This window comes from Stenotrophomonas sp. STEN008 (assembly GCF_056760435.1).
This window is the reverse complement of record NZ_JBRRET010000038.1, coordinates 1-23,343: the sequence shown is the minus strand read 5'-3', so window position 1 is coordinate 23,343 and position 23,343 is coordinate 1. Positions and strand designations below refer to the sequence as shown.

General features: G+C 67.8%; 21 protein-coding genes and 1 tRNA gene. 14 read left to right on the top strand and 8 right to left on the bottom strand.

Annotated elements, in window-relative coordinates; translation table 11 throughout:
- The first annotated feature begins 165 nt into the window (after positions 1 to 165).
- Positions 166 to 1,335, top strand: a complete 1,170-nt coding sequence (locus tag ACVOME_RS15535; RefSeq protein WP_481505259.1) for a lytic polysaccharide monooxygenase — start codon at positions 166 to 168, stop codon at positions 1,333 to 1,335.
- A gap of 50 nt (positions 1,336 to 1,385) precedes the next feature.
- Here the strand turns inward: ACVOME_RS15535 and ACVOME_RS15530 are convergent, their stop codons facing one another.
- Positions 1,386 to 2,135 (bottom strand): ferredoxin--NADP reductase, encoded by a 750-nt coding sequence (locus ACVOME_RS15530; RefSeq protein ID WP_080375334.1) that lies wholly within the window; start codon positions 2,133 to 2,135, stop codon positions 1,386 to 1,388.
- A gap of 84 nt (positions 2,136 to 2,219) precedes the next feature.
- Here ACVOME_RS15530 and ACVOME_RS15525 point away from each other — a divergent pair, with 84 nt between their 5' ends.
- The 4 genes from ACVOME_RS15525 to ACVOME_RS15510 all read left to right on the top strand — a co-directional run bounded on the left by ACVOME_RS15525 (position 2,220) and on the right by ACVOME_RS15510 (position 5,915).
- Entirely contained in the window at positions 2,220 to 3,188 is a 969-nt protein-coding gene (locus tag ACVOME_RS15525) for an ABC transporter ATP-binding protein (protein ID WP_481505263.1), read from the top strand.
- Positions 3,185 to 3,976 (top strand): ABC transporter permease, encoded by a 792-nt coding sequence (locus ACVOME_RS15520; RefSeq protein WP_053519566.1) that lies wholly within the window; start codon positions 3,185 to 3,187, stop codon positions 3,974 to 3,976. Before ACVOME_RS15525 ends, ACVOME_RS15520 begins: the two co-directional genes overlap by 4 nt.
- A gap of 71 nt (positions 3,977 to 4,047) precedes the next feature.
- Complete coding sequence (gene panE, locus ACVOME_RS15515) at positions 4,048 to 4,986, top strand: 2-dehydropantoate 2-reductase (RefSeq protein ID WP_481505258.1); 939 nt, start codon at positions 4,048 to 4,050, stop codon at positions 4,984 to 4,986.
- Entirely contained in the window at positions 4,983 to 5,915 is a 933-nt protein-coding gene (locus ACVOME_RS15510; protein WP_481505257.1) for a Rossmann-fold NAD(P)-binding domain-containing protein, read from the top strand. The genes panE and ACVOME_RS15510 overlap by 4 nt, the downstream gene beginning before the upstream one ends.
- Here ACVOME_RS15510 and ACVOME_RS15505 read toward each other — a convergent pair.
- Positions 5,906 to 6,718: a TatD family hydrolase gene (locus ACVOME_RS15505; RefSeq protein ID WP_065174512.1), complete on the bottom strand. Its 813-nt coding sequence runs from the start codon at positions 6,716 to 6,718 to the stop codon at positions 5,906 to 5,908. The genes ACVOME_RS15510 and ACVOME_RS15505 overlap by 10 nt on opposite strands.
- Before the next feature lie 67 nt (positions 6,719 to 6,785).
- Here ACVOME_RS15505 and hrpB point away from each other — a divergent pair, with 67 nt between their 5' ends.
- Both hrpB and ACVOME_RS15495 read left to right on the top strand, forming a co-directional pair.
- Positions 6,786 to 9,290: an ATP-dependent helicase HrpB gene (gene hrpB, locus ACVOME_RS15500; RefSeq protein WP_279942685.1), complete on the top strand. Its 2,505-nt coding sequence runs from the start codon at positions 6,786 to 6,788 to the stop codon at positions 9,288 to 9,290.
- 118 nt (positions 9,291 to 9,408) lie between these two features.
- Positions 9,409 to 9,798 (top strand): hypothetical protein, encoded by a 390-nt coding sequence (locus tag ACVOME_RS15495; protein WP_065174291.1) that lies wholly within the window; start codon positions 9,409 to 9,411, stop codon positions 9,796 to 9,798.
- Positions 9,799 to 9,857: 59 nt separating this feature from the next.
- On the opposite strand, the gene ACVOME_RS15490 is transcribed toward ACVOME_RS15495, so the two are convergent.
- From ACVOME_RS15490 to ACVOME_RS15480, 3 genes are all read right to left on the bottom strand, one after another.
- On the bottom strand, positions 9,858 to 10,397 hold the full coding sequence (locus ACVOME_RS15490; RefSeq protein ID WP_065174511.1) for a pseudouridine synthase: 540 nt from the start codon (positions 10,395 to 10,397) through the stop codon (positions 9,858 to 9,860).
- A gap of 68 nt (positions 10,398 to 10,465) precedes the next feature.
- Positions 10,466 to 10,726 carry a hypothetical protein gene (locus ACVOME_RS15485; RefSeq protein WP_065174290.1) on the bottom strand — a complete coding sequence of 87 codons (261 nt, stop codon included), beginning with the start codon at positions 10,724 to 10,726 and terminating at the stop codon, positions 10,466 to 10,468.
- A gap of 85 nt (positions 10,727 to 10,811) precedes the next feature.
- Positions 10,812 to 11,669 (bottom strand): class I SAM-dependent methyltransferase, encoded by an 858-nt coding sequence (locus tag ACVOME_RS15480; protein ID WP_197600232.1) that lies wholly within the window; start codon positions 11,667 to 11,669, stop codon positions 10,812 to 10,814.
- A gap of 170 nt (positions 11,670 to 11,839) precedes the next feature.
- Here ACVOME_RS15480 and ACVOME_RS15475 point away from each other — a divergent pair, with 170 nt between their 5' ends.
- The 4 genes from ACVOME_RS15475 (at position 11,840) to ACVOME_RS15460 (ending at position 16,240) form a co-directional block, all read left to right on the top strand.
- Positions 11,840 to 12,796 (top strand): aldo/keto reductase, encoded by a 957-nt coding sequence (locus ACVOME_RS15475; RefSeq protein ID WP_180876485.1) that lies wholly within the window; start codon positions 11,840 to 11,842, stop codon positions 12,794 to 12,796.
- Positions 12,797 to 13,443: 647 nt separating this feature from the next.
- Positions 13,444 to 13,517, top strand: a tRNA-Gln gene (locus ACVOME_RS15470).
- 321 nt (positions 13,518 to 13,838) lie between these two features.
- Positions 13,839 to 14,963 carry a slipin family protein gene (locus tag ACVOME_RS15465; protein WP_481505256.1) on the top strand — a complete coding sequence of 375 codons (1,125 nt, stop codon included), beginning with the start codon at positions 13,839 to 13,841 and terminating at the stop codon, positions 14,961 to 14,963.
- A 56-nt stretch (positions 14,964 to 15,019) separates the two neighbouring features.
- Positions 15,020 to 16,240: an RtcB family protein gene (locus tag ACVOME_RS15460; protein WP_164150472.1), complete on the top strand. Its 1,221-nt coding sequence runs from the start codon at positions 15,020 to 15,022 to the stop codon at positions 16,238 to 16,240.
- Positions 16,241 to 16,288: 48 nt separating this feature from the next.
- On the opposite strand, the gene ACVOME_RS15455 is transcribed toward ACVOME_RS15460, so the two are convergent.
- Both ACVOME_RS15455 and ACVOME_RS15450 read right to left on the bottom strand, forming a co-directional pair.
- Positions 16,289 to 17,191, bottom strand: a complete 903-nt coding sequence (locus tag ACVOME_RS15455) for an NAD(P)/FAD-dependent oxidoreductase (RefSeq protein ID WP_481505255.1) — start codon at positions 17,189 to 17,191, stop codon at positions 16,289 to 16,291.
- On the bottom strand, positions 17,181 to 17,636 hold the full coding sequence (locus tag ACVOME_RS15450) for an Rrf2 family transcriptional regulator (protein ID WP_053518119.1): 456 nt from the start codon (positions 17,634 to 17,636) through the stop codon (positions 17,181 to 17,183). Before ACVOME_RS15450 ends, ACVOME_RS15455 begins: the two co-directional genes overlap by 11 nt.
- A 184-nt stretch (positions 17,637 to 17,820) precedes the next feature.
- Here ACVOME_RS15450 and ACVOME_RS15445 point away from each other — a divergent pair, with 184 nt between their 5' ends.
- Positions 17,821 to 19,941 (top strand): methyl-accepting chemotaxis protein, encoded by a 2,121-nt coding sequence (locus tag ACVOME_RS15445; RefSeq protein ID WP_481505254.1) that lies wholly within the window; start codon positions 17,821 to 17,823, stop codon positions 19,939 to 19,941.
- 92 nt (positions 19,942 to 20,033) lie between these two features.
- Here ACVOME_RS15445 and ACVOME_RS15440 read toward each other — a convergent pair whose 3' ends face one another.
- Positions 20,034 to 20,936 (bottom strand): LysR family transcriptional regulator, encoded by a 903-nt coding sequence (locus ACVOME_RS15440; protein ID WP_065181435.1) that lies wholly within the window; start codon positions 20,934 to 20,936, stop codon positions 20,034 to 20,036.
- Positions 20,937 to 21,040: 104 nt separating this feature from the next.
- Here ACVOME_RS15440 and ACVOME_RS15435 point away from each other — a divergent pair, with 104 nt between their 5' ends.
- Complete coding sequence (locus ACVOME_RS15435; protein WP_053518114.1) at positions 21,041 to 22,255, top strand: MFS transporter; 1,215 nt, start codon at positions 21,041 to 21,043, stop codon at positions 22,253 to 22,255.
- A gap of 128 nt (positions 22,256 to 22,383) precedes the next feature.
- Positions 22,384 to 23,193, top strand: a complete 810-nt coding sequence (gene dkgB, locus ACVOME_RS15430) for a 2,5-didehydrogluconate reductase DkgB (RefSeq protein ID WP_111187193.1) — start codon at positions 22,384 to 22,386, stop codon at positions 23,191 to 23,193.
- The last annotated feature ends 150 nt before the right edge of the window (positions 23,194 to 23,343 follow it).

The window sequence follows — 23,343 nt, the reverse complement described above, 5'->3', positions numbered from 1 at the left end:
CGTGAAGCCTGTGGGAAAGGCTTCACGCAGGCAGTCACGGAACGGCACTTCCAAGGTACCGCGCGATGCAGCGCACCTCGATACTCGCCGAGGTGCCGCCGACCGTCCGCTGCGCAGCGCAACGCCTGCGGTCACCGTTCCCATCGACGACCACAAGGATGCGCCATGTCATTCCGATCCACACGTGTTGTGCTGGCCAGCTCATTCGCAGCCGCCGGCCTGATCTGCCTGGCCAGCAGCGCATTCGCGCACGGCACCATGACCACGCCGGCCAGTCGCGTCTACGCCTGTTTCCAGGGCAATCCGGAGAATCCAACCAACCCGGCCTGCGCCGCCGCGAAAGCACTCGCCGGCTCGCAGGCGTTCTACGACTGGAACGGCATCAACCAGGCCAACGCCAATGGCAACCATCAGGCCGTCGTACCCGACGGCACGCTGTGCAGCGGCAACAACCCGACCTTCCGCGGCCTGGATCTGAACCGCAGTGATTGGCAGACCACGCCGATCCAACCCGATGCGAACGGCAGGTTCACCTTCGTGTTCAAGGCCACCGCACCGCATGCCACGCGTGACTGGCGATTCTTCGTTACCCGCGAAGGCTGGACACCGGGCAGTCCTCTGCGCTGGGCGGACCTGCAGGAGTTCTGCACACTGGGCAACACCCCGCTGTCCGCCGATGGCACGTACAGGCTGCAGTGCCCGCTGCCACAGCGCACGGGCCAGCACGTGATCTACAACACGTGGCAGCGCGCGGATTCGACCGAAGCGTTCTACACCTGCATGGATGTGCGTTTCGAGGGCGGCAGTACTCCCCCGGTATCGCAGTGGCAGGATGCCGGCCCGCTCACCGCGCGTGGCGATCTGCCGGTCGGCACCGTCCTGGCGCTGCGCGTGTTCAACGCCAGCGGCAACGATGTGGAGCGGGTGGAGGCCACACTGGCCAGCGGCCAGACGGCGGCCGCGCAGTGGCCGCTGGTGCTGGCCCGCAAGGTCAATGGCGCCAGCCAGCACGCTCGGGTGGGCGTACTGTCCAACGGCACAATCACGCCGACGGCGTCGGCGACCGGCAACCGGGTCTATCTGAAAGAAGGCAACCGCTTCCAGCTGGACACCCGGGTACCCGATCCGGGCACGCCTTCGCCGGGCGGCGACTTCGACTACGTGTACCCGGCAGGCATCGGCAGCTATGTACCCGGGCAGACCGTGGTGAAGGGCAGCGATGGCCGGCTGTATGCCTGCCGCCCGTTCCCTGAAGGCGCGTGGTGCAACGTCAACGCCGACGCGTACCGGCCGGGCGTGGGCGCAGCCTGGCGTGATGCCTGGGTGCCGTACTGAGACCGGCGCGGTCTGCGGGAGGCGGCTGGCGCCGCCTCTCCGCAGCGCACTCACTTGCTACTGACGTACTTCTCGCGGCGGATCTGCGGGTTGCCCAGCCCGGCCGCCTTGAGCAGCTCGGCGCAGGCATCGACCATGTCCGGGTTGCCGCACAGGTAGGCGATATCGGTGGCCGGGTCCGGCGTGAAACCAGCCAGGGCCTGCTGCACGTAGCCATGATGGACGTCGGCGTGGGCCTGTTCCGGCAACTCCCGCGACAGGCACGGAACATAGCGGAAGTTCGCGTGTTTTTCGGCGAAACTGTAGAAATCTTCGCTGTACAGCAGTTCGCCCGGGCTGCGTGCACCCTGCAGCAGGACGACCTGCACGCCGCGCTCGGTCATGGCCCTTTCCAGCAGTGGCAGCATCGAGCGATAGGGGGTCACGCCGGTACCGGTGGCGATCAGCAGATAGCGCGCGTTGTGATCGCCGGGGTTCAGGCAGAACCGCCCGTACGGGCCGGACGCGCTGATCTGGCCGCCGGTTTCCAGCGCCTCGAACAGCGCTGTAGCGGCGCCGCCGGGCACGAAACTGACCGCGATATCCACGGCTTCGCCGGGCCCCAGTGCGTGATCATGCAGGGTGGCCAGGGAATAGCTGCGCTTGGTCTCGGTGCCATCGGCGTAGCTGAAATGGACCTGGATGAACTGGCCGGGCTGGAAATCCAGCGGCTGGCCATCGTCGCGCACGAACTGGTAGTGGCCGACGGTCGGGGCCAGCATGCGGCGGCCGACCAGCTTGAGGGGGAATTGAACAGGCACGACTTTTCGGGACAGTGTGTAGCCGGGGCAAGCCCTCGGGGTCTTCTATAATAGCCCTTCCCCGCCCCTCTCCAGCGCCAGCCCATAGGCGCGAAGGCTTCGAGCTTGGCATCCCTGAACGATACGGCGCCCGCCCTGCGCGTGCGCGACCTGCGCAAAACCTACGACAACGGAACCCAGGCCCTGAAGGGGGTCTCGCTGGAGGTCGCCCCGGGCGACTTCTTCGCCCTGCTGGGCCCCAACGGGGCTGGCAAGTCCACCCTGATCGGCATCATCAGCTCCCTGGTCAACCTCAGCGAGGGCCAGGTGGAGGTGTTCGGCAGCGACCTGGTGCGCAACCGCGGCGCGACCATGCGCCTGATCGGCCTGGTGCCGCAGGAGATCAACTTCAACCTGTTCGAAAAACCCTTCGACATTCTTGTGAACTACGCCGGCTTCTATGGCGTACCGCGCGAGGAAGCGGAGCAGCGCGCGGAAGAGGAACTCAAGCGTGCCCATCTGTGGGAGAAGGCGCAGGTGATGAGCCGCACCCTGTCCGGCGGCATGAAGCGCCGGCTGATGATCGCCCGCGCGATGATGACGCGTCCCCGCCTGCTGATCCTGGATGAGCCGACCGCGGGCGTGGACATCGAGATCCGCCGCGACATGTGGCGGGTGCTGAAGGAGATCAATGCGGCTGGCACGACGATCATCCTCACCACCCACTACCTGGAGGAGGCCGAGTACCTGTGCCGGCATCTGGCGATCATCAACCACGGCCGGATCGTCGAGCAGGGGCCGATGCGTGCGCTGCTGGCCAAGCTGGACGTGGAAGGCTTCCTGCTGGACATCGATGGCGATCTGCCGGTGCAGCTGCCGGCGATCGAGGGCGCAACCCTCAGCGCGCCCGACGCGCACACCCTGGACATCGACATGCCACGGGCGATGGATCTGAACCGCGTGTTCGCCGCGCTGAATGAAGCCGGCATCCGCGTGCGCTCGATGCGTACCAAGAGCAACCGCCTGGAGGAGCTGTTCGTGCGCCTCACCGGCAATCAGGAGAAATCCGCATGAGCACCACCGAGCTGACCGACGGCCAGCGCAACCGCGTCGCGCTGCTGACCATCGTGCGCCGCGAAGTGACCCGGATCATGCGCATCTGGGGCCAGACGCTGGTGCCGCCGGCGATCACCATGACCCTGTACTTCCTCATCTTCGGCGGCCTGATCGGCTCGCGCGTGGGCGAGATGGGCGGGTACAGCTACATGCAGTTCATCGTGCCCGGGCTGGTCATGATGAGCGTGATCCAGAACAGCTACGGCAACATCAGCTCGTCCTTCTTCGGCGCCAAGTTCGGCCGCCACGTGGAAGAGCTGCTGGTGAGCCCGATGCCGAACTGGGTGATCCTGTGGGGTTACGTGGCCGGTGCGGTATTGCGCGGCCTGATGGTCGGCGTGATCGTGCTGATCATCGCGATGTTCTTCACCCCCGTGCGCATCCCGCACCCGCTGGTGACACTGACCACGGTGCTGCTGGGCGCCACCATCTTCTCGCTGGCCGGCTTCATCAATGCCGTGTACGCGAAGAAGTTCGACGACGTGGCGATCGTTCCGACCTTCATCCTGACCCCGCTGACCTATCTGGGCGGCGTGTTCTATTCGGTGAAGCTGCTGCCGGCCTGGGCTGAAGCAGCGACCCATGCGAACCCGATCTTCTACATGGTCAACGCGTTCCGCTACGGCCTGCTGGGCAGCAGTGACGTGCCGCTGTGGGTCGCGTACGCGCTGATGATCGGCTTCGTGGTGGTGCTGACGGCGGTGGCGCTGTGGCTGCTGCGCCGCGGCGTGGGCATGCGCAGCTGAGCGCCGATCGCCGGGGTCGCGATCCCCGGCACACTCGCAACATTGGTTCCGCAGACAACGGTGAACGTGCAATGCGCATCCTGATTCTCGGCGCCGGCGGTACCGGCGGTTACTTCGGCGGCCGCCTGGCCCAGGCCGGTGTGGACGTGACCTTCCTGGTCCGCCCTGCCCGCGCCGGGCAGCTTGCACGCGATGGACTGGTGATCCGCAGTCCAGTCGGCGATGCCGCCTTCCCGGTGCAGCACGTGACAGCCGATGCGCTGCCCGCGCTGGCCCGCGAGAGGCCCTTCGACCTGGTCATCCTCAGCTGCAAGGCCTACGACCTGGACAGCTCGATCGAGGCCATCGCGCCGGCGGTGGGCCCCCGCACCACCGTGCTGCCGATCCTCAACGGGCTGCATCACTACAACGATCTGGATGCACGCTTCGGCCGCGAGGCGGTGCTGGGTGGGCTGTGCTTCATCAGTGCGACCAAGGCACCGGACGGTGCGGTGGTGCATCTGGGAAAACCCGCCAAGCTCACCTTCGGGGAACGCGACGGTGGCGCACTCTCGGCGCGCGTGCGTGCCTTCGCCGCCGCCTGCACGCAGGCCAACCTCGATCACCTGGCCAGCGAACGCATCGGCCAGGAGCAGTGGATCAAGTACACCTTCCTCACCGCGCTTGCCGCGGCGACCTGCCTGTTGCGCGCGGACATCGGCACGATTGTCGCGACCGATGATGGCACGGCCATCGTGCAGGGCCTGTACGACGAGTGCCTGGCCGTGGCGGAGGCGGCCGGTGAGGCAGTCCCGGCGGCAGCGCAGGACACTGCGCGCGGCACGTTGACCCAGGCCGGCTCGGCATTGAAGGCCTCGATGTTGCGTGACCTGGAGGCCTGGCAGCAGGTGGAGGCCGGCCACATCGTCGGTGACATGCTGGCGCGTGCACGCAGCGCCGGCCAGCAGGGCGTGCTGCTGCAGGTCGCCTACAGCAGCCTGCAGGCCTACCAGGCGCAGCGCCGGGCGTGAGCCTGACGCTGCCGGCCGGTCCGTTGCCCGGACGGGTGCTGATCCTGGGCATGGGCTGGAGCGGGCGCGTACTGGCGGCTCGCCTGGAAGCGCTGGGCGTGCAGGTCGCCGGCACCGTACGCGATCCGGCCACGGCAGCCGTGGATGGCCTGCGCTGCCATCGACTCTGCGCTGGAACAGCACCTGCACCCGCGCTTCTGGATGACATCGCGCGCGCCGATGCGGTGCTGGGCAGCATACCGCCCGATGCCGACGGCGACCCGGCAGTGCGCATGCTGCGCACGGCACTGGAAGACAGTCCCGCATTGCAGTGGGTGGGCTATCTGTCGTCAACGTCGGTGTACGGCGACCGCCAGGGCGGCTGGATCGATGCGGACATCGTGGCCGACGCCACCGGGCCTGCGGGCCTGCAGCGCCTGCGCGCGGAGTCGCAATGGCGCGCACTGGCCAGCCGGCGCGGCATCGCCTCGGCAGTGTTCCGGCTGCCCGGGCTGTATGGTCCCGGCCGCAACGCACTGGTGCAGCTCGCGCAGGGACGTGCCCGCCATGTGCTGAAGCCGGGCCTGTTGTTCAACCGCCTGCATGTGCAGGACCTGGTGGCGGTGATCATCGCGGCGATGCGGCGACCCGCCCTGCAGGCGCTGTACTTGCCAAGCGACGATGAGCCGGCACCGCCACAGGACGTGCTGGCCTTCGCCGCGCAGCTGGGAGGCTTTGCGATGCCACCGGCAATGGCGTGGGACGACCCGGCGCTGAGCCCGGCCCTGCGCCGCTTCTACGAAGGCAGCAAGCGCATCGACAGCCGCGGTACGCGCGAAGCGCTGGGGTGGGCGCCGCAGTTTCCGACGTATCGGGAAGGGCTGACGGATCTTGCCGCTTCGCTCGCCGGGCATGGCCGAGCGTTACCGGATCCGGGCATTCACGGCTGACGTGTCGTGTCGGCGTCGGGCAGCCGGAAGAAGGCACGGGCTGCCGCCGTGGCATGGGCTGCGGTCAGCACGACATCCTCGCCACGATCACGGGCCAACTCCTCGACGATGTGCGAAAGGAACATCGGTTCGTTGCGGCGATCCTTCGGCATCGGCTTGAGCGTGCGCGGCAGCAGATACGGCGCATCGGTCTCGATCATCAGGCGATCGGCTGGAATGCTCTTCACCAGCTCGCGCAGGTGCGCCCCGCGACGCTCGTCGCAGAGCCAGCCGGTGATGCCGATGTACCAGTCCTGGTCGAGGTAATCAAACAACTCCTCCCGTTCACCGGTGAAGCAGTGCACCACCGCCGGCCCGAGGCGACCCTCGAAGTTCTTCATCTGCGCCATGAAGTCGGCGTGCGCGTCGCGCTGGTGCAGGAACAGCGGCTTGCCGTTCTCCGCCGCCAGCTGCAGCTGGCGCTCGAACGCACGGTGCTGGGCAGGTCGCGGCGAGAAGTCACGGAAGTAGTCCAGTCCGCACTCGCCGACCGCCACCACTTCCGGGTGGGCATGCAGGGCGCGCATCTCTGCATCGCATTCTTCGGTGTACTCCACCGCATGATGCGGGTGTACGCCGGCCGTCGCATACAGGAATCCCGGATGCTGCTGGGCCAGCTGCAGCGCCAGCGGAGAGTGCTCGCGGCTGGCCCCCGTGACCACCATCTGCACCACCCCGGCCTGGCGGGCACGCTGCAGCACGGCGTCGCGGTCGCGGTCGAAGGAGTCGTGGGTCAGATTGGCGCCGATATCGATCAGGTGCATGGTCATCGCGGAGGAAATATGCCTGCGCATTGTACCCGCGCCCAGCGTGGCCCCTTATCCTTTGCGCATGAACGCCCCGCACTTCCCCATTTCTCCGCTGCTGCCGCAGATCCAGCAGCATCTGGCCGCACAGCCACGGCTCGTGCTGGAGGCACCACCGGGCGCCGGCAAGACCACCCAGGTACCGCTGGCGCTGCTCGATGCACCGTGGCTGCAGGGCCGCAGGATCATCCTGCTGGAGCCGCGCCGGGTGGCCGCGCGCAGCGCAGCGATGTTCATGGCAAGGCAGCTCGGCGAGGAGGTCGGTGATACGGTCGGCTACCGCATCCGCTTCGAGAACCGGGTGTCCGCGCGCACCCGCATCGAGGTGGTGACCGAAGGCATCCTGACCCGCATGCTGCAGGACGACCCGTTGCTGGAACAGGTGGGCGCGATCCTGTTCGACGAGTTCCATGAGCGCCACCTCAGCGGCGACCTGGGATTGGCACTGGCGCTGGACGTACAGGCACAGCTGCGCCACGACCTGCGGCTGGTGGTCATGTCGGCGACCCTGGATGGCGAGCGGCTGGCACGCTTCCTCGACGCACCCCGCTTGAGCAGCGAGGGCCGCAGCTACCCCGTGACCGTAAGCCACTTCCCGGCGCGTCGCGAAGAATCGCTGGAACTGCAGGTCCGCCGCGCAGTGCAGCAGGCGCTGGTCGAGCACCCGGGCGACGTGCTGGTGTTCCTGCCTGGCCAGCGGGAGATCGCCCGCGTGCAGGCCGGTCTGCAGGAATCGATCGGCGGCAACACCGAGGTCCTGGCACTGCATGGCGAACTGCCGGTGGAACAGCAGGCGCGCGTGCTGCAACCCGCAGATGAGGGCCGCCGCCGCGTGGTGCTGGCCACCAACGTGGCCGAATCCTCGGTGACCCTGCCCGGCGTGCGCGTGGTGATCGACAGCGGCCTGGCACGCGAGCCCCGCTATGACCCGAACAGCGGCTTCACCCGCCTGGACGTGGTGGCCATTGCGCAGGCCTCGGCCGACCAGCGTGCCGGTCGTGCCGGCCGCGTGGCCGAGGGCGTGGCCTGGCGCCTGTGGCCGCAGTCGCAGCGGCTGGAGCCTCAGCGGCGTGCCGAGATCGACCAGGTCGAACTGGCAGGACTGGCGCTGGAGCTGGCGGCGTGGGGCAGCAGCGACCTGCGCTTTCTCGATCCGCCCCCAAGCGGACCGATGGGTGCGGCGCGCGAGCTGCTGCACCGCCTGGGCGCGTTGTCGGAGTCGGGCGCGATCACCGCCTTGGGCCGACGCGTGCTGGCGCTGGGTACCCATCCACGCATGGCCGCGATGCTGCTCGCCGCCCCTGACCCGCACGCACAGGCGCTGGCGGCCGATCTGGCGGCGCTGCTGGAAGCACGCGACCCCCTGCGCCAGGGCGGCGATGCACTGGCGGCACGCTGGCGCGCGCTGGCCGCGTTCCGTGCTGGCCGCGCGCCGGCCGATGCCAGTCGTGGTGGACTGGCTGCCATTGATGCCGCCGCGCGCCAGTGGCGGCGTCGGCTGCGCTGCGATGCCGCGCCCCCTGCCAGCATCGAAGCGCACGCGCTGGGCGATCTGCTGGCGCACGCTTTTCCCGATCGCATCGGCTTCCAGCATCCGGGCGATCCGCTGCGCTACCTGCTCGCCAACGGGCGCAGCGCGCGCCTGCATGAACTGAGCGATCTGCGTGGCGAACCGTGGCTGGTCGCCAGCGAACTGCGTTTCGAGGCCCGCGATGCGCTTCTGCTGCGCGCCGCGCCGGTCGATGAGGACCATCTGCGCAGGATCTACCCGCAGCGCTTCGTCACCGCCGACACGGTGCGCTGGGACGGCGAACGGCGTGCGCTGGTCGCACTGCGCGAAACCCGCTTCGATCGCATCGTGCTGGACAGTCGCTCGGCGGGCCGGGTCGACCCGGAACACGCGGCCGGCGCCTTGACCGAGGCTGTTGCCGAGCTCGGCCTGCAGGCACTGCCGTGGACCGAGGCCCTGCGCCAATGGCAGGCACGGGTGGAGTCGCTGCGTCGCTGGATGCCCGAGCTGGAGCTGCCCGACTGCAGCGATGCCACGCTGCTCGCCACCCGCGCGCGGTGGCTGCAGCCTGCGTTTGCCGGCAAGAGCCGCCTCGATGCGCTGGACGAAGCCAGCTTCGCAGAAGCGCTGAAGTCGCCCCTGGCATGGTCACAGCGGCAGCTCGTGGAGCGGCATGCGCCAAGCCGCATCACTGTGCCCTCCGGGCTGGAGCGGCCCATCACCTATGCACTGGACAGCGAGTCCGGCGAACCGCTGCCACCGGTGCTGGCCGTGAAGCTGCAGGAGTTGTTCGGACTGGCAGACACTCCCCGCATCGCCGATGGGCGCGTGCCACTGACCCTGCACCTGCTGTCACCCGGCGGTCGTCCGCTGCAGGTCACCCAGGACCTGCGCAACTTCTGGGAAAACACCTATGCCGAGGTGAAGAAAGAGATGAAGGGCCGCTATCCCCGCCATCCCTGGCCGGACGACCCGTGGACGGCCACCGCCACCCACCGGGCCAAACCACGGGGAACATAGCAATCCTGCCTGATCCTGAATGGAGCGCGTAGAGTCACGCCGTGTGACTGCCCGACTGACATACCGTTTACGGGCAACGCGCCACACTGGACTTCGACCCGAGGCAAAGGACCCCCGCATGAGCAGACTGACCGTGATTACCGACCGCGCCCTGGAGCGCGCCCTGGACCTGGCCCACACCGCGGGCGACGGCCTGAAGAGTGCCGGCGGCAGCCTGCGCCATCTGGGTCCGCAGGCCAGCGACTGGATCAAGACGGGAGCCGCACTGGGCGCAGTGAAGACCGGTGGCAAGGTTGCCACCAAGTTCGCCCGCCGCAATCCGGCAGTGACCATCGCCGCCGCGGCAGTGGGTGTGGGTCTGCTCGGCTATGCCCTGTATCGCAAGCAGCAGAAGAAGAAGGCGGCCAATGGTCAGGTCGTTGATGGCCAGGCGCAGCGCATCAGTGCCCGCGACCGCCGCAACGACACCGTGGTCGACGAGCACAGCGATATCGGCAGCGACGCCTGAGGCAGGCGGCTGCATCCGGGCCGGAGATCGCCTGTGGGTGATCTCCGGCCCGTTTCGTTTCAGCCGATCTGCCGCCACTGTCCGGGGCGCAGATCATCCAGCCGGTAAGGACCCATTGCCACCCGCACCAGGCGCAGGGTGGGCAGGTTCACGGCGGCGGTCATCCGCCGTACCTGGCGGTTGCGCCCTTCGCGGATCGTGATCGCCAGCCAGGTATCGGCAACGGTCTTGCGGAAACGCACGGGCGGATCGCGCGTCCACAGCTCCGGCGCGGGATCGAGCCGTTCGACCTTCGCCGGCAGGGTCGGCCCATCATTGAGGATCACGCCGCTGCGCAGGCGCTGCAGCTGTTCCTCGCCAGGCGTGCCTTCCACCTGCACCCAGTAGGTCTTGTCGGCCTTGTGCTTCGGGTCGGTCAACCTGTGCGCCAAGGGACCGTTGTCGGTCAGCAGCAGCAGGCCTTCGCTGTCATGATCCAGCCGGCCGGCCGCATAGACACGCGGCGGCAGGCCGAACCCCGCCAGGGTCGGGCGCGGCGGGACGCTGCGATCGGTGAACTGGCACAGCACATTGAACGGCTTGTTGAAGGCAATCAGCATCGCAGGCACGGCAGGCGGTGGATGCGGCATTGTCCCATCCCGGCGCTGCCATCGCGATCACGGGCGCCTCAGCCGAAGACTTTCCACTTCAGCAGGAACGAAACAAGCACCAGCGCAATGCCACAGGCCGATGCGATCGCCGCCCGCCGCCGCTGAGACGCCAATGGCGGGCTCGCACGGCGCGCGCGTTCATCCTGCAGGATGCCGATCAACAGCACCGCGAACCCCACCGCGCCCAGCAGGTCATAGGTATTGCCGCCATGGAAGGTGAAGTCGAACAGGCGTACCAGCACCAGTACTGCGATCACGATGTACAGGATCTTCTTCAACCGCTCACTCCTTTGACTGTCGCGCCGGGCCAGGCCCGGCGGATACACGTGTGTCCATTGCCGCTTGCGGCTGCGAGGCTTCGCCTCAGGGCTTGATGAAGCGCAGGGTCATGCGATCGCTTTCGCCGATGGCCTGGTACTTCGCGGCGTCGGCCTTGTCATGCTGGTTGGTCGGCGGCAGGGTCCACACGCCGTTGGGATGATCCTTGGTGTCGCGCGGGTTGGCATTGATCTCGCTGCGCGCATCCAACCTGAAGCCGGCGGCCTCGGCCAAGGCGATCACCTGCTGCTGGCCGACATAACCAGTGTCATCATCGTCGGCCACATCGGCCTTGGCGCGGTGCTCCACCACGCCCAGCACGCCGCCCGGCTTGAGCACGTTGAAGAAGCCCTGGAACATGCCCTGCGCCTGGCCGGCCTTGCGCCAGTTGTGCACGTTGCGGAAGGTCAGCACCACATCGGCCGAGTTGGCCGGTCCGAACACCGGCTTGGCCGGATCGTAGGCGACCACGACTGCTTTGCCGAACTGTGCCGGCGCACCGGCGAACTTCTTTTCCAGGCCATCGCGGCTGCGCTGCTGGTAGTCGCGGCCACGACCTTCTGCCACCGCCATCGGGTCAACCACGGCTGCCACGTACCGGCCCTTGTCATGCAGCAGCGGCGCGAGGATTTCCGAATACCAACCGTTGCCCGGAGTGATTTCGATGACGGTCTTCTCCGGTGCCACCGAGAAAAAGGCCAGCGACTGTGCCGGATGACGGTAGCCATCACGCTTGACGTTGGCCGGATCACGGGTCGACGCCTTCACCGCAGCGTCGATGGCGGGCGATACCTGGATCTGCGCCGGCGCCACCAAGGTCGGCGCAGCGTACGCGGGCACGGCAGCAAGCAGGGCGGAAGCAAGCAACAGGCGGCAACCACGCAGGGACGAAGCAGGCATCATCGGGGCGACTCCAGCGGAATGATGCGGCGAGACTAGCAGTCACCGCGCGCCAGGTGTTCACAAATCGTTAGCCGCGCGCCCGTCGCGGAACACTGTTTTGTGGTCAGCGCCGCAGCGCGGTAACACAACGCGTTCTATTCTGGAGCACTTCCCCCAAGGAGACCGTGCCCATGACGGCAACCCGTGAACTGGGCCGTTCCGGCCTGCATGTACGTCCGCTCGCCTTCGGAGGCAACGTGTTCGGCTGGAGCGCCGACGAGAAGGCCAGCTTCGCCCTGCTCGATGCCTTCGTCGACGCCGGCTTCAACCTGGTCGACACCGCCGACGTGTACTCGGCCTGGGTGCCCGGCAATGCAGGCGGCGAATCGGAGACGCTGATCGGCAGGTGGTTCGCCCGCAGCGGCAAGCGCGAGAAGGTGGTGCTGGCGACCAAGGTCGGCAAATGGGCCGAGCGCCCGGGGCTGACCCCGGACAACATCAATGCGGCGGTGGAAGACTCGCTGCGTCGCCTGCAGACCGATGTGATCGATCTGTACCAGGCGCACGAGGATGATGAGTCGACACCGCTGGAAGCCACGCTGGCCGCGTTCGGTCGCCTGATCGAAGCCGGCAAGGTGCGCGCCATCGGTGCCTCCAACTACAGCGCCACCCGCCTGGCCGATGCGCTGAAGGTATCCACCGACTACAAGCTGCCGCGTTACGAAACCCTGCAGCCGGAGTACAACCTCTACGACCGCGCCGGCTACGAGACCGCGCTGGAACCGCTGGTGCAGCGCGAACAGATCGGCGTGATCGGCTACTACGCGCTGGCCAGCGGCTTCCTCAGCGGCAAGTACCGCACGGCAGCCGATGCGGGCAAAAGTCCGGCGCGGGGCGAGAACGTGGTGAAGCGTTATCTCAACCCGCGCGGCCTGCGCATCCTGGAAGCGCTGGATGACGTGGCCAGCAAGCACACTGCCAGCCCGGCACAGATCGCACTGGCATGGCAGATCGCACGGCCGTCGATCACCGCGCCGATCGTCAGCGCCACCAGCGTCGAACAGCTGCATGACCTGCTGGCCGCGGCGAATGTATCGCTGAGCGTGCAGGATGTCGCGCAGCTGGACGCGGCAAGCGCGGAAGGCTGAGATTGGCCGGGGGCGGTCGCCGGCCGGCTCCGGCATCGGGCAGAAGAAAATAATTCAACAAAATGGTTGCGCACGACTAAATCGTGGTTTATCGTGCGCACCTCGTTTCAACACCCGCCTGGATGTTTCCCTTGAACGCGCATTTCTCCGCCATCGCCACACTGCTGCCATGCCTGCGCATGGATGTGCTGGCGCGCGCGTCCGGCAAGGAAGCACTGCCCACAACGGCCTGATACCCGCCCTGCGGAGATCGGCCACCCCGATCTCCGAGGCTTGACGACGCCCTCGGAACGTATGCCCCGGGGGCGTTTTCGTTTGCGTCGGCACAAGGACCCGCGATGCCAGAACTGCACCCCGCGCGGCATTCCGCCGCACACTGATCGGCCATTACCTGCACGCCGGAGTTTATCTTCGCGCGCGCGGCCGTGCCCGGACATTATCTGCATTGCCTCACAACATTATCGCCCGCCGATAATGTCGATGGCCTGCACCCTCGATTTTCCAACGGTCCCGTTTCAATGGCGGGCTGGTGCGCGCGGCGCTGCCGTAGCGTATGCCGGAGGTCGCGGACATGCCCTCGCCTGGATCGCCTGCAGGTCGCAGGCGCCGGTTCGCCGGCACGCGGTTCGATTCCGCGCGATTCCCAACTGGATAGCTCAGCCTGGTCAGAGCAACGGATCCTGAGTCCGTCTGTCGTGGGTTCAATTCCCACTCCAAACCACATGACCTGTCACGTCATGACTTGAAGCAACACCCGGGACGCACGTCCCAGCGGCCATCGTCGCCATCCACGGACATCGCCTTCGGGCGGAGAAGTGGAAGCAACGGACCGCACGCCGGGCCCCGGTTCGCCGTCACTGCCCGCCCTGGTCCACCCCGGTGCTGCCTGCCGGCGGCGCCCATGGCGGTACTGCCGGCGCACCGAAGGCTCCGCGCGCGGACCGTCCACCGGTGGCCGCCTCGCCACGACCTGATCGGCCCGGGTCACGGCGACGGATTTCCATCGGGTCGAACCACCAGAGCCATACAAGGAGAGACTCCCATGTTCTGGACCATCAAGGTCGTGATCGGCGACGGCGAGCGCGGCCTGGTGTATCGCAACCGTCGTTTCCAGCAGGTGCTGCTGCCGGGCGTGCACCGCCTGTCGCGGTTCGGCGGCTCGCCGCAGGTGACCGTGCACAACGCATCGAAGGGCAGCGCCTACAACGGCAGCGACCAGGACAGCCTGATCGACGCGCTGGGAGCACAGCTGCACGAACACTTCGTGCTGGCCGATATCGGCGCTGCACAGGTGGCTCTGCTGCTGCGCAATGGCCGTATCGACGATGTCCTGCCGCCCGGCAGCCGCCATCTTTACTGGCGGGGTTCGGTCGACACCGAGGTGCGCGTGATGGCCCTGGGTGACGAACCGCGCGTGCCGGCCGACGTGCAGCAGCGCCTGGGCCAGCTGGGCGTACTGCCGCGCGTGGCGGTGATCAGCACCGTGCCGAGCGAATCGGTCGGCCTGCTGTTCGTCGACGGTACGCTGCGACAGACCCTGGATGCCGGACTGCACGCGTTCTGGAATTTCAACGGCAACGTGTCGGTGGAGCGCGTCGAACTGCGCGCGCGTTCGCTCGACGTGTCCGGCCAGGAGCTGCTCAGCCGCGACAAGGTGACCCTGCGGGTGAACCTGGCCGCGACCGTGCAGGTGGTCGACCCGGTGCGTGCACACCGCACGCTCAGCAACGCCGACGAGTTCATCTACCGGCAGCTGCAGTTCGGCCTGCGCCAGGCGATCGCCACGCGCAGCCTGGATGAGCTGCTGGGCGAGAAGGCGGCGCTGGACGGTGAGATCGCCGCGCACGTGCGCGCCGCGATCGAGGGCCACGGTGTGCAGCTGCTGGGTGTCGGCATCAAGGACGTGATCCTGCCGGGCGAGATGAAGGAGATCCTCAACGGCGTGGTGCTGGCCGAGAAGCAGGCACAGGCCAGCGTGATCCGCCGCCGCGAGGAGGCCAACGCCACCCGCTCGCAGCTCAATACCGCCAGGCTGATCGAGGACAACCCGGTGCTGATGCGGTTGAAGGAGCTGGAGGCGCTGGAGAAGGTCACCGAGAAGATCGACAAGCTCACCGTGTTCGGCGGCCTGGATGGCGTGCTGAAGCAGCTGGTGACGATGAAGTAGGGGGCTGGGGCGGCGCAGGGACGCGCCGCCGGCCCATCATGGAGATGGATTGCAACATGGATACACAACACACCTATCAATGGCTGCATGCCGAGGGCACCACGCCGATCAAGGGCTGGGTGAACGGCGTGCCGCTGGAAGCGCAGGCCCATGAGCAGCTGCGCAACATCGCCGCCATTCCATTCGTCGGGCCCTGGGTGGCCGTGATGCCGGACGTGCACCTGGGAAAGGGCGCGACCGTCGGCTCGGTGATCCCGACCCGCGGGGCGATCATTCCGGCGGCGGTGGGCGTGGACATCGGCTGCGGCATGGCCGCGGTGCGCACGACGCTGCAGGCCAACGACCTGCCCGATGACCTGCGGCAGCTGCGCAACAGCATCGAGCGCAGCATCCCGGTCGGCAACGGTCGCGGTGGCGAGCATCAGCGCATGCCCGACAGCATCCACACGCGGCTGGTGCAGTCCGGCCTGGCCGCTGGCCTGGAGAAGATCAAGGACAGGCATCGCCGGATCCGCACCGACAAGCTCGATCGCCAGCTGGGCACGCTGGGAGGTGGCAACCACTTCATCGAGCTGTGCCTGGATGAAACGGATGCCGTGTGGGTAATGCTGCACAGCGGCTCGCGTGGCACCGGCAACCTGATCGGCACGTACTTCATCGAGCAGGCGCGTCGCGAGCTGGAGCGCCGCGTGCTCGGTTTCCATCTGCCTGACAAGGACCTGGCCTTCTTCATGGAAGGCGAGCCTCTGTTTGACGACTACGTGGAAGCGGTGTCCTGGGCGCAGGACTACGCGCGGCACAATCGCGAGGCGATGATGGCGCGCGTGCTGGCCGAGATGCGGCATCGGCTGCCGCCGTTCCGGCTGGCGGCGATGGCCGTCAACTGCCACCACAACTACGTGCAGAAGGAAACGCACGCCGGGCAGGAACTGCTGGTCACCCGCAAGGGTGCGGTCAGTGCACGCCAGGGCGAGCTGGGCATCATCCCCGGCAGCATGGGCACGCGCAGCTACATCGTGCGTGGCAAGGGCAATGCAGACAGTTTCCACAGCTGCAGTCACGGCGCAGGCCGGGTGATGAGCCGCGGCACGGCACGCGAGCGGATCACCCTGGCCCAGCACCGCGAGGCGACCGCGCATGTGGAATGCCGCAAGGACAGCGGCGTGCTGGATGAATCGCCGGCGGCGTACAAGTCGATCGAAGACGTGATGGCCGCCCAGCTCGACCTGGTGGACGTGGTCCACACACTGCGCCAGGTGCTGTGCGTCAAAGGCTGATGGGGCGGGCCGGGTGTCGTTCAAGAGAGCGGAATCCGGCCCTTTCCGTCACCCGCTGCTGTCTTCGCTGACCAGCGCGTGATGTACGCCGATCCCGGCACGCACCCCTTCGGCGGCGGCCAGGGTGATATTGCCAACCGTGGTCGCGTCGCCTGCGGCGTACACGTTCGGCACCGAGGTCTGCTTCATCGCGTCCACCTCGATCAGCACGCCGAGCGGGCTTTCGACCAGCGCGCAGCCCAGCTGCTGCACCAGCGGCGTGGCCATCGCCTGGGTGGCTGGAACGAACAGCGCGCGCTGGGCGATGCGGCGGCCATCGGCCAGTTCCACTTCCAGCCAGGTCGGCTGGTCGCCCTGCACGGCAATCACCGGCGAGATCTCGATCTGCACGCCACGCTGCTGCATGGCCACGCGTTCCTCCTCACTGATCTCCCCCGCCTGGCTGAAGAAGGTGACATTGCCCCAGTCGGCGAACAGCGGTGCCTTGCCGGCCGACATCGGATGGCCGCCGAGCACGCCGATCGCTCCGCCGCCGACTTCGTAGCCATGGCAGTAGGGACAATGCAGCACGGTGCTGCCCCAGCGCTCGGCCAGGCCGGGCAGGTCCGGCAGCTGGTCACTGATGCCACTGGCCAGCAGCAGCTTGCGTGCGGCCAGCACCTGGCCATCCGCGGTGCGGACCTCGACACCGTCGGGGCTGGCGGTGGCGTGCGCGGCCTCGGCATGGATCCAGCGCACGCTGGGATAGTCCAGCAGCTGCTGGCGCGCCGTCTTCAACAGCTCGGCACCACTGATGCCGTCCAGGCCGAGGACGCCATGCGAATGGCTGGCCGCACGGTTGCGGGGCAGGCCGGCGTCGATGACGGTGACCGCGCGGCGTGCGCGGGCCAGGATCAGGCCCGCGGCGATGCCGGCGTAACTGCCGCCGACGATGATCACTTCAGGATTCATGGTGTCCTTCCAGGGAGCGGTGATGGGCGAGGTGGCGCGCGAACTCCGCGCCGAGCTGGTCGAGCGTGGTGGACTGCAGCCGGTGTTCCAGCAATCGCTGCGCTTCGCGGGCACCATCGAGCAGCGCCGAATCGACCAGTTGCTGGATCGGGCAGCCACGACCTGCGCCGCGTGTGCCGATCTGCACCAGCGGCGGTGCGCCGACCGCCAGGTAGATGTCGTGCAGCGTGATGCGGGTCGCATCGCGCGCCAGCTGGCTGCCACCGCCGTGCCCGCGTGTGCTGCGCACCAACCCGGCCTTGTGCATCTGTGCCAGCAGCCGGCGGATCACCACCGGATGGGTCGGCAGGCACATGGCCAGCTGTTCGGAGGTGCGCGGCCCCTGCTGGCCCACGAGATGGGCCATCACGTGCAGCGCGTCGGAAAGCGGGTTCGAGGATTTCATGTAACAACCATAGTTACATTTATATCCCCTGTCGAGCGTCCTGTTTCGTTCCATATGGACACATCTGTCCTATGAAACATTTCCTTCACCTCGTTGAACGAAACGATAATGTGATCCTTATCGCACTTCAGAGCACGCGAGATCAGGTCGATACCGCATCGCCCCCCTTCCGAGATCTCGCCCCATGAATGCCTCTCCCCATGCGCCGCGACTGCAGACGAAGCTGCTCGGCGCCGTATCCCTTGGCCTCGCCGTCATCCTGCTGTGTGCCTTGGCCGGCCTGGCGTCGGCCTGGCTGAAGCTGTCTGCCGAGGTGCCTGCCGAAGTCGCCCATGGCCGCGATGCCGAACGCCTGCAGCGCGAGTTCCGTGGCCAGGTGCAGGAATGGAAGAACGTGCTGCTGCGGGGCCACGATCCGGTCCTGCGCCAGCGTCATCTGGATGCATTCGACAGCGAAGGCAGAATCGTCGATGGACTGGCACGCGGGCTGGCCGGCAGCCCCGATACCCGTACGCGCGAGCTCGCCCTCGCCTTCGCTGGCCTGCATGCGCAGCTGCAGAAGGACTATCACGCTGCACTGCAGGCGTTTGCTGCTGCCGGCTACGATGCCACTGCCGGCGATACCCTGGTGCGGGGCAAGGACCGCGCGGTGGCCGCATCGCTGGACGCGCTGAGCACGCAGGCCACCCGGGTGGCCGAGGCCGCGGTGGCCACGCGCGCGCAGCAGGCAAGGCAGATGCTGCTGCTGTGCGCGGTGCTGACCGTGGTCGCCGCTGCGCTGCTGCTGATGGGCCTGGCCTGGTGGCTGCGCCGCGCGGTGGTGCAACCGGTGCTGGCGGTGGAGGCGGCTGCGCGCGCCGTGGCCGCTGGCGACCTGCAGCACGTCGTGCAGGTTCGCAGCCGCGATGAAGTGGGCCGGCTGGCGCAGGCCATGCAGGCCGTGCAGGCCACGGTGGGCGGCGTGCTCGAGGCGCAGGCGGCAATGGCGAAGGCGCATGACGCCGGCTCGATCAGCTATCGCATGGATGCCAGCGCCTTCCCTGGCGCATTCGGAACCATGGTGGCCGACAGCAACGCGCTGGTCGACGCGCACATCCGGGTGAAGATGCGCGCGATCACGATCATGGGCCGCTATGCGGTGGGCGATCTCAGCGAGGACATGGAGCGCCTGCCAGGCGAGAAGGCCGTCATCACCGAAGCGCTGGATACTGCCAAGGCCAACCTTGGCACCATCAACGGCGAGATCCGCCGCCTTGCCGCCGCCGCTGCGGCCGGCGATTTCAGCCAGCGCGGTGACAGCGCGCGCTTCGAGCATGACTTCCGCGCGATGGTGGAGGGCCTGAACCAGCTCATGCACACCACCGAGCAGAATCTCGGCGAGGTCTCAACGATGCTGCGCGCGATTGCCGATGGCCGGCTTGGCGCGCGCATGCACGGCAGCTTCCAGGGCGTGTTCGCCCGCATCGCTGGCGATGCCAACACGACTGCGGCGCAGCTGGCCACCATCGTCACCGACATCAAGCACACTTCGGGCAGCATCCATGCCGCGGCCGCCGAGATCGCCGCCGGCAACAACGACCTGTCGCGCCGCACCGAGCAGCAGGCTGCCAACCTGGAGGAGACGGCAGCATCGATGGAGGAACTGACCTCCACCGTGCGCCAGAACGCCGAGCACGCACGCCAGGCCAACCAGCTTGCGATCGGCGCGCACGAGGTTGCCTCGCAGGGCGGCGAGGTGGTCACGCAGGTGGTGGCGACGATGGGGGCGATCGAGGCCTCTTCGCGGCAGATCGCCGACATCATCAGCGTGATCGATGGCATCGCCTTCCAGACCAATATCCTGGCGTTGAACGCAGCGGTGGAGGCTGCGCGTGCCGGTGAGCAGGGCCGGGGCTTCGCCGTGGTGGCCAGTGAGGTGCGTACGCTGGCGCAGCGTTCAGCCAATGCGGCCAAGGAGATCAAGACGCTGATCGATACCTCGGTGGACCAGGTAGCCGATGGCGCACAACGCGTGCGCCAGGCGGGCATGACCATGGCCGAGATCGTCGCCTCGGTGCAGCGCGTGACCGACATCATGGCCGAGATCTCCGCCGCGTCGCAGGAACAGAGTGCAGGCATCGAACAGGTCAACCAGACCGTGGTGCAGATGGACGGCGCGACCCAGCAGAATGCCGCGCTGGTGGAAGAGGCCAGCGCCGCCGCGCGCAGCCTGGAGCAGCAGGCGGACCGGTTGATGGACGCGGTGGATGTGTTCGATCTGTCGCCCCCCGCGGCGAGCGGCGATGCGCTGGCGCGCGCGGCCTGAAGGACTGCATGGACCCTGTGCAGCCGAGCATGGGTCCGGCTCTGCGGAACGCGCAGGTAACGCCGGGCCATGCCCGGCGAGCGCGGCATGCCTCAGCGCAGGTAATCCGACTGCACCATCGCGTCACCGAGATGGTCCAGGAACGAGCTGATCCGCGCCGAGACCGCCGTGTTGCGGTAGTACACGGCGTGGATCGGCTGGTAGACATCCAGCGTCTGTGCAGCCAGTACCGGCACCAGCGTGCCGGCAGCACGGTCGCGTTCGGTGACGAAGTCCGACAGGCAGGTGATGCCCACCCCTTCCACCGCCAACCGGCGCAGGGTCTCGCCGCTGGATACGGCGATGTCCGGCCGTACCAGCAGCTGGCCGTCGGCGTCGCCCGGCACGGGCCAGCGGTTCAGCGATTCGGGTTCATTGAATCCCAGCAGCGTGTGCTGACCCAGCGCCGCCACGCTGGCCGGTTCACCGTGCTCGGCCAGGTAGCCCGGGCTGGCCAGCAGCTGCAGCCGGCAGCGGCCCAGCGAGCGCGCGTGCAGCGTTGAGTCGGCCAGTGGGCCGATGCGGATGGCCACGTCGGTGCGTCGTTCCAGCAGGTCGATGTAGCGTTCGGAACTGTTCAACTCCAGCTGCACCTCCGGGTATCGCGCGCGGTAGTCCGCCACCAGGGGGACGATCACGTGCAGCACGAACGGCATGGCCGCATCCACCCGCAGGCGTCCAGCCGGGCGCTCGCGGCGCGCCGCCATCTGCTCTTCTGCCGACTCCACCGCGTCGATGATCGCCCGTGCATGGCGCAGGTAGGCCTCGCCTTCGGCGGTCAGGTGCAGCCGGCGCGTGGTACGGGTCAGCAGGGTGGTGCCCAGCTTGTCCTCCAGCCGCCCCAGCGCCCGGCTCACCCCGGAAGGGGTCTGACCCAGCTGCTCGGCGGCGGCACTGATCGAACCGCTGTCGATCACGGCCAGAAAGGCCTGCATTTCATCGAGGGTGGTCTTCATGGCGCCATTATTGACCACCAGGCAAGAGTGATTGGCGTGAAGATCGGTTTTTCGGCAAAGGTGGGCCGCGCACACTGCGCGCCTTCCTTCCTCCGGAGCCCGCCATGATCCGCGGCATTCCTCTCGCCCTGCTGGCGCTGACCCTGGGCGCCTTCGCCATCGGCACCACCGAATTCGTCATCGTCGGCCTGATTCCGACCATCGCCGCCGACCTGCAGGTCAGCCTGCCTTCGGCCGGCCTGCTGGTCTCGCTGTACGCCCTGGGCGTAGCCATCGGCGCGCCGGTGCTGACCGCGCTGACCGGCCGCGTGCCGCGCAAGACCCTGCTGGTGGCACTGATGGCGCTGTTCACGCTGGGCAACGTCATCGCCTGGATGGCACCGGGCTACGCCTCGCTGATTGTCGCCCGCATCCTGACCGGCCTCGCCCATGGCGTGTTCTTCTCGATCGGCTCGATCATCGCCACGGCGGTGGTGCCGAAAGAAAAGGCCGCCAGCGCGATCGCGATCATGTTCACCGGGCTGACCGTCGCACTGGTGACCGGCGTGCCGCTGGGCACCTTCATCGGCCAGCACCTGGGCTGGCGCGCGACCTTCCTGGCCGTGGCCGGCCTGGGCGTGATCGCCCTGGTCGGCGCGGCGCTGTTCGTGCCGCGCACTGTGCCGCAGAGCGCGCCCGCCCGCTTCCGCCAGCAGCTGGCCGTGCTGGCCCAGCCGCGCCTGCTGCTGGTCTACGCGATGACGGCACTGGGCTACGGCGGCACGTTCCTGGCCTTCACCTACCTGGCGCCCATCCTGCAGGACGTCACCGGCTTCTCGGCCAACGCGGTCAGCCTGGTACTGCTGGTGTATGGCGTGTCGGTGGCGATCGGCAATCTGTGGGGCGGCCGCATGGCCGACCGCATGGGTCCGGTTCCGGCGCTCAGGCGCATCTTCGCCCTGCTGGCCATGGTCCTGTTGGCGCTCACCTTCACCGCCTACAACACGGTGTTGATGTTGCTGACGGTGCTGGCCCTGGGTGCGGTGGCCTTCGGCAACGTGCCCGGACTGCAGGTCTATGTGGTCAAGCAGGCGCAGCGCTATGCGCCGCAGGCCACCGACGTGGCATCCGGACTGAACATCGCTGCATTCAACATCGGCATCGCCCTGGGCGCATCGCTGGGCGGCCTGGTGGTGGAGAACGTCGGCCTGATGCATACGCCGTGGCTGGGCGCGCTGGTGGTGGTGGGTGCCTATGCATTGACCGTGCTCAGCGGCCGCCTGGACCGTCGGGACGGCATCGACGACCGCGCCGAGGGCACCGCGATCACCGCACACTGATACGACGCCGCTCACTACCGACGCATCTCCACGCCTGCGCAATGCACCGTTGCCGGCATGCATGCAGGCCCTGCCCTACCCTTGTGCGGATCTACCGCGCCCTTCCCCCCATTAGCTGGAGTTCCCCCATGACTGTCCCCGCTTTCGGTCTCGGCACCTTCCGCCTGAAAGGCCAGACTGTGATCGACTCGGTACGCAACGCACTGGACGTCGGTTACCGCGCCATCGATACCGCGCAGATCTACGACAACGAGGCCGAGGTCGGCCAGGCCATCGCCGAATCCGGCGTGCCGCGTGACGAGATCTACCTGACCACCAAGGTCTGGATCACCGAGTTCAAGCGCGATGCGCTGCTGGCCAGCCTGCACGACAGCCTGAAGAAGCTGCGCACCGACCATGTCGACCTGGCGCTGATCCACTGGCCCTCACCGAACGACAAGGTCGACGTGCCGATGGAGGAGTACCTGCCGGCGCTGGCCGACGCCAGGGCGCAGGGCCTCACCAGGGAGATCGGCATCTCCAACTTCACCATCGCGCAGACGCGCAAGGCAATCGGCATCCTCGGCGCCGACGCCATCGCCACCAATCAGGTCGAGATCCATCCCTACCTGCAGAATCGCCTGCTGGTGAAGTTCCTGCAGGAGAACGGCATCCCTGTCACCGCCTACATGAGCCTGGCCTATGGCGAAGTCATCAAGGACCCGGTGATCCAGGCCATCGCCGGCCGCCACCAGGCCACGCCGGCACAGATCGCACTGGCATGGGCACTGCAGCAGGGCTTTGCGGTGATTCCGTCCTCGACCCGGCGCGAGAACCTGGCCTCCAATCTGGAAGCGGCGGCCATCCGTTTGACCGAGGAGGACATGGCACAGATTGCCAGGCTCGACCGCGGGCATCGGCTGGCCAATCCGGAAGGCATCGCGCCGGCCTGGGACTGAGCCGAAGCCGCCGGGCACGGCCCGGCGCTACCGGACAATCGCGATGGGGCCCGGCCGGGGTGGGCCCGCGGGGCCCGCCCCTGGCGCTGGGGGGCCCCCCGCGCGCGCCCGCGGGCCCCGGGGGCCCCCCGGGGCGCCCGGGCCCCCCGG

Bases quoted from the DNA above. Each gene is read 5' to 3' on its own strand.
- panE (WP_481505258.1), top strand. From the start codon at position 4,048: ATGCGCATCCTGATTCTCGGCGCCGGCGGTACCGGCGGTTACTTCGGC.
- ACVOME_RS15450 (WP_053518119.1), bottom strand. From the start codon at position 17,636: ATGAAATCCTCGAACCCGCTTTCCGACGCGCTGCACGTGATGGCCCAT.
- ACVOME_RS15480 (WP_197600232.1), bottom strand. From the start codon at position 11,669: ATGATGCCTGCTTCGTCCCTGCGTGGTTGCCGCCTGTTGCTTGCTTCC.
- dkgB (WP_111187193.1), top strand. From the start codon at position 22,384: ATGACTGTCCCCGCTTTCGGTCTCGGCACCTTCCGCCTGAAAGGCCAG.
- ACVOME_RS15520 (WP_053519566.1), top strand. From the start codon at position 3,185: ATGAGCACCACCGAGCTGACCGACGGCCAGCGCAACCGCGTCGCGCTG.
- ACVOME_RS15505 (WP_065174512.1), bottom strand. From the start codon at position 6,718: ATGCACCTGATCGATATCGGCGCCAATCTGACCCACGACTCCTTCGAC.
- ACVOME_RS15535 (WP_481505259.1), top strand. From the start codon at position 166: ATGTCATTCCGATCCACACGTGTTGTGCTGGCCAGCTCATTCGCAGCC.
- ACVOME_RS15455 (WP_481505255.1), bottom strand. From the start codon at position 17,191: ATGAATCCTGAAGTGATCATCGTCGGCGGCAGTTACGCCGGCATCGCC.
- ACVOME_RS15490 (WP_065174511.1), bottom strand. From the start codon at position 10,397: ATGCTGATTGCCTTCAACAAGCCGTTCAATGTGCTGTGCCAGTTCACC.
- ACVOME_RS15445 (WP_481505254.1), top strand. From the start codon at position 17,821: ATGAATGCCTCTCCCCATGCGCCGCGACTGCAGACGAAGCTGCTCGGC.
- ACVOME_RS15475 (WP_180876485.1), top strand. From the start codon at position 11,840: ATGACGGCAACCCGTGAACTGGGCCGTTCCGGCCTGCATGTACGTCCG.
- ACVOME_RS15460 (WP_164150472.1), top strand. From the start codon at position 15,020: ATGGATACACAACACACCTATCAATGGCTGCATGCCGAGGGCACCACG.
- ACVOME_RS15435 (WP_053518114.1), top strand. From the start codon at position 21,041: ATGATCCGCGGCATTCCTCTCGCCCTGCTGGCGCTGACCCTGGGCGCC.
- ACVOME_RS15440 (WP_065181435.1), bottom strand. From the start codon at position 20,936: ATGAAGACCACCCTCGATGAAATGCAGGCCTTTCTGGCCGTGATCGAC.
- hrpB (WP_279942685.1), top strand. From the start codon at position 6,786: ATGAACGCCCCGCACTTCCCCATTTCTCCGCTGCTGCCGCAGATCCAG.
- ACVOME_RS15495 (WP_065174291.1), top strand. From the start codon at position 9,409: ATGAGCAGACTGACCGTGATTACCGACCGCGCCCTGGAGCGCGCCCTG.
- ACVOME_RS15465 (WP_481505256.1), top strand. From the start codon at position 13,839: ATGTTCTGGACCATCAAGGTCGTGATCGGCGACGGCGAGCGCGGCCTG.